Consider the following 6,101-nt stretch of genomic DNA (forward strand, 5'->3'; position numbering starts at 1 on the left):
GCTGGCGGACCGGACGGCCGGCGCGGAAGAGAAGAGCCCCCGCCGGCGCCGCCACTGACGCATCGGCGCCCCAAAAACAACTGCGGCGCCCGAAGGCGCCGCAGCGGAGGGCGCGCCGGGAGCCGCAGGCTCCGCGCGCCGACGTCGTCCGGACGATGCCCGGAGAATTCCTTTAGATGACGGGCTTCACGCCGTGCGCGCCCTTCGCCTGCCAGAGGGCGAGGTCAGCGGCGGGAGCGCCGTCGATGTAGGTCGGGATGCGCGGTTCGCCCTGATCGAGAAGCCCCTCGAAGGCTTCGGGCGGAACGATCACGAAGTCGTAGTCCATGGCGACGGCCTTGAGCACGTCGTCGAGCGTCTCGGCGCGCGCACCGACCCAGCGGTACTTGCGGTCGCGGATGATCGTCGCCTGCAGCGCGCTCCGCGAGAGCGTGAGCATGTCGGAGGACTCTTCAAAGACCTCGGGGAGCTCGACGCGGTTCACGATCGACTGATCGACGGGGAGCATGAGGCCGGGCGTGCGCTCGTTGGCGGCGAAGAAGCCGCACTGCTGGCCCTCCTTCGGCACGGGCGTGCCGACGAAGTCGTGCGAGCGGCGGAAGTGCAGCCGGACGTGGGCGTGCGGATAGCGGTGCTCCTTCACGAACCACGGGGTCGAATCGGCGAGCGCAAGGCCGAGCTCCTCTTCGAGCTCGCGCGCGAGCGCCTGATGGACGGTTTCGCCCTCTTCGACCTTGCCGCCGGGGAACTCCCAGTAGCCCGCATAGGGCTTGCCCTCGGGACGGGAACCAAGAAGCATCCTGCCGTCTTCGCGGATGAGCACGCCGACGGCGACATCAACAACCTTGTCGCTCACGATAATCTCCACATGTTCACGCTCAGGCGGCAGAACGCATGCACCTGAGCGCGGAAGTTTCATTTTCTCATTCTTCGAAGGTTTTTTCCTCTGCAGGTTCTCCTAGGCGGAGGGGGCTTCGGCCAAAAGAGGCCGCTGCGGACGATGGATCTCCTCTGTGCGGGGAGCAGTCACAACCGGAACGTTCCGCAGGCCCTGCCGCGGCCGAGATCGAGCTCCAGCGTGCCCGCACCGCGCAGCCAGGCTTCGAGTGCGACCTCGTCGTCCTCCGCCGCCTTCAGGGGCTTCATGCCGTCGATGATCAGGCGCTCTTCGAGCGTCGCCCGCACGGGCGTGCGCTCCAAACCCGGAACATCCGCCGTGAGAAGCCCCGCCCAGAGGCGGTCCCTGAGGTCCTCGATGGCCGCAAGGCGCGGCTTTTCCAGTGAAAGCAGCGGCACGAGGCGCTGCGCCGCACGCTCGAGTTCGCTCCAGGACCCTGCGCCCCGAATCATGAGCGCGGCGCGGGCGCCGAAGTGCTCGAGCCGCCGGCGCGCGAGAAGGGAGAGCGCCGCAGCGAGACCCACCGCAACCGCCTCCCCTTCGGGGGCGTCCGGCGCCTCAACGACGGGCGCGCCCGAAGCGCCCGTTGCAAAAATGAGAAGTGCGTCGCCGGGTGCAAAGCCCGTCCCGGCGCGCTCAACCAAGGGCCCGGCCGTCCAGAGTCGGTCCGCCCAGTCTTCGAGCACTCTCTGCGGCACGGCGGCCGAAGTCGCCGCAATCCAGACCTGCGCCCCGAAGCGCACCGCGCGCAGGCACGCCGCGCCGACTTCAACCGGCCCCTGCAGCGTACGGAAGGGAAGTCCCACCGCGTCCACATGGGGGCCTTCGGGCGCGCAACGTGCGGGCTCGAGTTGAGCGGCGCCGAGCGCCCGGAGGAGCTCCCCCACGGGAAGGTCAGGCCCGGCGGGGCCCGCCGCGGCGTGGAGCAGGTTCGAGGGCGCCGTCTTGAGCGCCCGGGCGGACTCCGCCGCAAAGGCCTCCGCCCCGCGCGTCGAAAGCGGCCCGAAGCCGCCCGCTCCTCTGGAGACGGAGACCACCAGTCGCGTCGCGATGCGGCGAGCGGGATCCGCCGCGGCCGCCGCAAGCAGCTTCGCCGCGCCGTCCTCAGGGGCGGCGCCGGGCGGCGTCGACCCCTGCGCGGTGCGCGCCGTCCACGCGGCTCCCGGCTGGATGTCTGCGACGTGAACACCCCCGCCCGGCGCCGAGCGCCAGGAGAGGCCCGTGATCGAGAAGTGGTCGTCGACCGGCATTCGGAGCTCCTCACAGAAGGGAATCCGCGGAGAAGGGGGAAAAAACATCGCCCGGCCCCCGCGGCCGAAACCGGGAAAGCCGGGCGAAGAGGCCCGGGCGCCGTCCGTGGTATTCGGCGACCGGGCTTTTTGCCGGAGCAGGACCTCAATCAGGCGAGGCGCCCGTGGCAGTCCTTGAACTTCTTGCCCGAACCGCAGGGGCACGGATCGTTGCGGCCGACGTGGCGGAAGAGCTCGCGCATGCGTGCTTCGTCGCCGCTCTTGGCGAGCGTGTCGAGGGCGCTGCCTTCGGCGGGGGCGGGATCGCGGGAGCTGCCGGAATCGGCGAGGCGCGCGGCGTCCGCGCGGGCTTCGCCCTGACGCATCGTCTCCTCTGCGGCGGCCTGGGCCTCTTCGGGCATCTTGATCTCGACGCGCATGAGGACCTGAACGGTGGTCTCTCGGATCGTGTCGAGCAGACGTTCGAACATGTTGAACGCCTCGCGCTTGTACTCCTGCTTGGGCTGCTTCTGCGCGTAGCCGCGCAGGTAGATGCCCTGACGGAGCGCGTCGAGCGCGGCGATGTGCTGGCGCCAGAGCTGGTCGATCACCTGCAGGAGCACCGAACGGCCGAAGCCCGCGAAGGCCTCGTGGCCGACCAGCTTCTCCTTGCTCTCGTAGATCTCGTTCACGTGGGCGACGAGCGCGTTCATCAGATCCTCGTCGGTCGTCTGATCGCTTTCGTCGAGCATCTTGCGGAACGGCATGTCGATGCCGAACTCCTTCTTGAGCTTGTCCGTGAGCCCGTCAAGATCCCACTGCTCCTCGACCGTGTCGGCCGGGACGTAGCTGCGGAAGAGGTCCTGGAAGTAGCCTTCGCGCAGGTTCTTGATCATCTCCGAGCAGTCCGAGGACTCGAGGATGTCGTTGCGCAGCCCGTAGATCTCGTGGCGCTGATCGTTCTGGACGTCGTCAAACTCAAGGAGCTGCTTGCGGATGTCGTAGTTGCGGCCCTCGACCTTGCGCTGCGCCGACTCGATCATGCGGGTGAGCATCTTCGACTCGATCGCGACGCCCGGTTCGAGCTTCAGGCGGTCGGCGATGCTGCGCATGCGGTCGCCGCCGAAGATCCTGAGCAGCTGGTCCTCCATCGAGAGGTAGAAGCACGACGAGCCCGGGTCGCCCTGACGGCCCGCACGGCCGCGGAGCTGGTTGTCGATGCGGCGGGACTCGTGGCGCTCGCTGCCGATGATGCGCAGGCCGCCAGCGGCCACGACCTCGTCGTGGAGCTTCTGCCACTCGGCCTTCACCGCGGCGATGCGCGCGGTCTTCTCTTCGGGCGTGAGCGTCTCGTCGCGCTCGATCTCGTCGACGGCTTTGTTGATGCCGCCGCCCAAGACGATGTCGGTGCCGCGGCCGGCCATGTTGGTCGCGATCGTCACCATTCCGGGGCGCCCCGCCTCGAGGACGATCTGCGCCTCCTTCTCGTGCTGCTTGGCGTTCAGGACGTTGTGCGGGATCCCCTCCTTCGTGAGGAGTTTCGAGAGGAGCTCGGAATTCTCAATCGAGGTGGTGCCGAGCAGAACCGGCTGGTTCTTCGCGTGGCACTCCTTCACGTCGGCGACGATCGCGGCGTACTTCTCGTTCACCGTGCGGTAGACCTTGTCCTGCTCGTCGCGGCGGATCATCTTGCGGTGCGTCGGGATGACGACCGTCTCGAGGCCGTAGATGTCCTGGAACTCGTAGGCCTCGGTGTCGGCCGTGCCCGTCATGCCCGAGAGCTTCTCGTACATGCGGAAGTAGTTCTGGAACGTGATCGAGGCCATCGTCTGGTTTTCCTGCTGGATCCGGACGCCTTCCTTCGCCTCGACGGCCTGATGCAGGCCTTCGCTCCAGCGGCGGCCCGGCATCAGACGACCGGTGAACTCGTCGACGATCACGATCTCGCCGTTCTGCACCACGTACTGCTGGTCGCGGTGGAAGAGCGTATGGGCCTTGAGCGAGGCCATCAGATGGTGCATCAGAATGATGTTCTTGGGCGAGTAGAGCGATTCGCCCGGCGCGACGAGGCCGCGCTCGGAGAGGATCTTCTCGAGCTTCTCGTGGCCCGCCTCGGAGATGTAGACCTGGTGGGCCTTCTCGTCGACCCAGTAGTCGCCCGGCCCCTTCTCTTCGGTCTGGCGCGTGAGGAGCGGCGGGATCTCGTTGATCTTGACGTAGAGGTCAGTGTTGTCGTCGGCCGGGCCGGAGATGATGAGCGGCGTGCGCGCCTCGTCGATCAGGATCGAGTCCACCTCGTCCACGATCGCGTAGTAGAGCCCGCGCTGGCGGCGGCCCGCGACGTCGTACTCCATGTTGTCGCGCAGGTAGTCGAAGCCGAACTCGTTGTTCGTGCCGTAGGTGATGTCCGCGGCGTAGGCAGCGCGCTTGGTCTGCGTGTCCTGCTGCGAGAGGATCTTGCCCACGGAGAGGCCGAGCCAGTTGTAGACGCGCCCCATCCAGTCCGCATCGCGCGAGGCGAGGTAGTCGTTCACCGTCACGACGTGCACGCCCTTGCCGGGCAGCGCGTTCAGGTAGACCGCGAGCGTCGCCGTGAGGGTCTTGCCTTCACCGGTGCGCATTTCGGCGATCTTGCCGTCGTTCAGAACCATGCCGCCGATCAGCTGCACGTCGAAGTGGCGCATGCCGAGCACGCGGCGGCTCGCCTCGCGCATCACGGCAAAAGCCTCCGGAAGGAGCTCGTCGGTCGTGGTGCCCTTGGCGATGCGGTCGCGGAATTCCTGCGTCTTGCCCTGCAGTTCGGCGTCGGTAAGCGCCTGCATGGCGGGCTCGAGCTTGTTGATCTGCGCCACCTTGCGCTGATACTGCTTGATCAGCCGGTCGTTGCGGCTGCCGAAGATCTTGGTGAGTAGTTCGTCAAACATCTTGGTTTCGTAGGAATTCCTTGGCCCGGGCGTCGGAACGGCCCTTCTGCCGCGTCGCGCTCGTCGCCTGCCGGAGCTCAGCCCCGTCCAAAGGGCGTCTCCGAAGAGAAGCTGCTTCCGGTTTGGGTAGACTGACGGCCGCTGCTCGTCCGCAGACGGGAGGGCGCCGGTCCCGACGCACCAAGCCGCTTCTCACCTTAGAGGGAGCGCCGAGGTGCGCTGACGGAAAGCACAGTCGAACGATTATCGCAGATTGAGCCGCGCGCATTCCTTATCACTGCGGGCGTTTGCATGCACTTGCAGTTCATTGAGAGTGAGCGCCCACTGTGTCCAGACTCCGCCGCCTTCCCCCCGACTTCCGGCTCAAGCGCCGGGGCTTTCGTTCGCCCGAGCGCTCGCTCGCGCAGGGCGCGCGCACAGAAGACCTCCTCGAGGAGTACGCGCTCGCCCGCCGCGCGGGCGCGGCCGTGATGCCCGTCGTTCGCGCGATGCGCCTGCCGCTCGACTTTTCGGGCGGCCGGGGCGTGCGCATCGAGAACCAGAAAGTGGTCCTCATCACCGACAGCGCCGCGCAGCTCGCGCGCCTGCGCAACCTCTCCACGCGCCTCCTCGACCGGCTCGTCGCGGCGGGCGTCCCCGTGCTCGGATTGGAGTTCCGGCTGCGCGGCCGCAAGCGGACCGCAGAGGAGGCCGCGCCTGCCGAACCCGTCCGGTCGCCGAGCCTCATCGGCTCGGCGCTCCTCGCCGCTGCGGCGAAGGACTTCCACTCCAAGGCGCTACGCGAGCAGGTCCTCGCCCTCTCGCGCACGCTCGCCCCCGAACCCGGGGAGCTGCCGCTCGCGGTGCTCTCGGCCCTCGACTCGCAGAAGCGCCGCCTCGAGGCGCTTCTGCTGCGTGCCGCGCGCCTTGAGGAGAAGCTTCCCGACGCGCCCGACCCGATGATCGTCCCCACGCAGGCCGAGGCCGAGGCCGTGCCCGAACTCGCCGGCGTGCGCACGCGGCAGCTCGCGCGCATCGCGCGGCGCCGCGACGCGGCCGACGCCGTGGAGG

At 68.1% G+C, this 6,101-nt stretch carries 3 protein-coding genes and 1 pseudogene; 1 reads left to right on the plus strand and 3 read right to left on the minus strand.

What is annotated here, in order from left to right; translation table 11 throughout:
- Positions 1-172: 172 nt before the first annotated feature.
- From ACT6Y9_RS07925 to secA, 3 genes are all read right to left on the minus strand, one after another.
- A complete protein-coding gene (locus tag ACT6Y9_RS07925) occupies positions 173-856 on the minus strand; it encodes an NUDIX domain-containing protein (RefSeq protein WP_443744136.1) in 684 nt (227 codons plus the stop codon).
- Positions 857-1,026: 170 nt separating this feature from the next.
- Positions 1,027-2,148, minus strand: coding sequence for a hypothetical protein (locus tag ACT6Y9_RS07930; protein ID WP_443744137.1), 1,122 nt, complete (start codon positions 2,146-2,148; stop codon positions 1,027-1,029).
- A gap of 149 nt (positions 2,149-2,297) precedes the next feature.
- Complete coding sequence (gene secA / locus ACT6Y9_RS07935) at positions 2,298-5,051, minus strand: preprotein translocase subunit SecA (RefSeq protein ID WP_443744138.1); 2,754 nt, start codon at positions 5,049-5,051, stop codon at positions 2,298-2,300.
- Between the two features lie 326 nt (positions 5,052-5,377).
- Between secA and ACT6Y9_RS07940 the strand changes: the two are divergent.
- Positions 5,378-6,101 (plus strand): annotated as a pseudogene (locus ACT6Y9_RS07940) (hypothetical protein); the annotation flags it as partial.

This window comes from Sutterella sp., assembly GCF_052272535.1.
In the GTDB taxonomy this organism is placed as follows: domain Bacteria; phylum Pseudomonadota; class Gammaproteobacteria; order Burkholderiales; family Burkholderiaceae_F; genus Sutterella.

What these genes read in the sequence shown, in the direction of transcription:
- ACT6Y9_RS07930 (WP_443744137.1), bottom strand. Translation starts at nt 2,148, where the DNA reads ATGCCGGTCGACGACCACTTCTCGATCACGGGCCTCTCCTGGCGCTCG.
- secA (WP_443744138.1), bottom strand. Translation starts at nt 5,051, where the DNA reads ATGTTTGACGAACTACTCACCAAGATCTTCGGCAGCCGCAACGACCGG.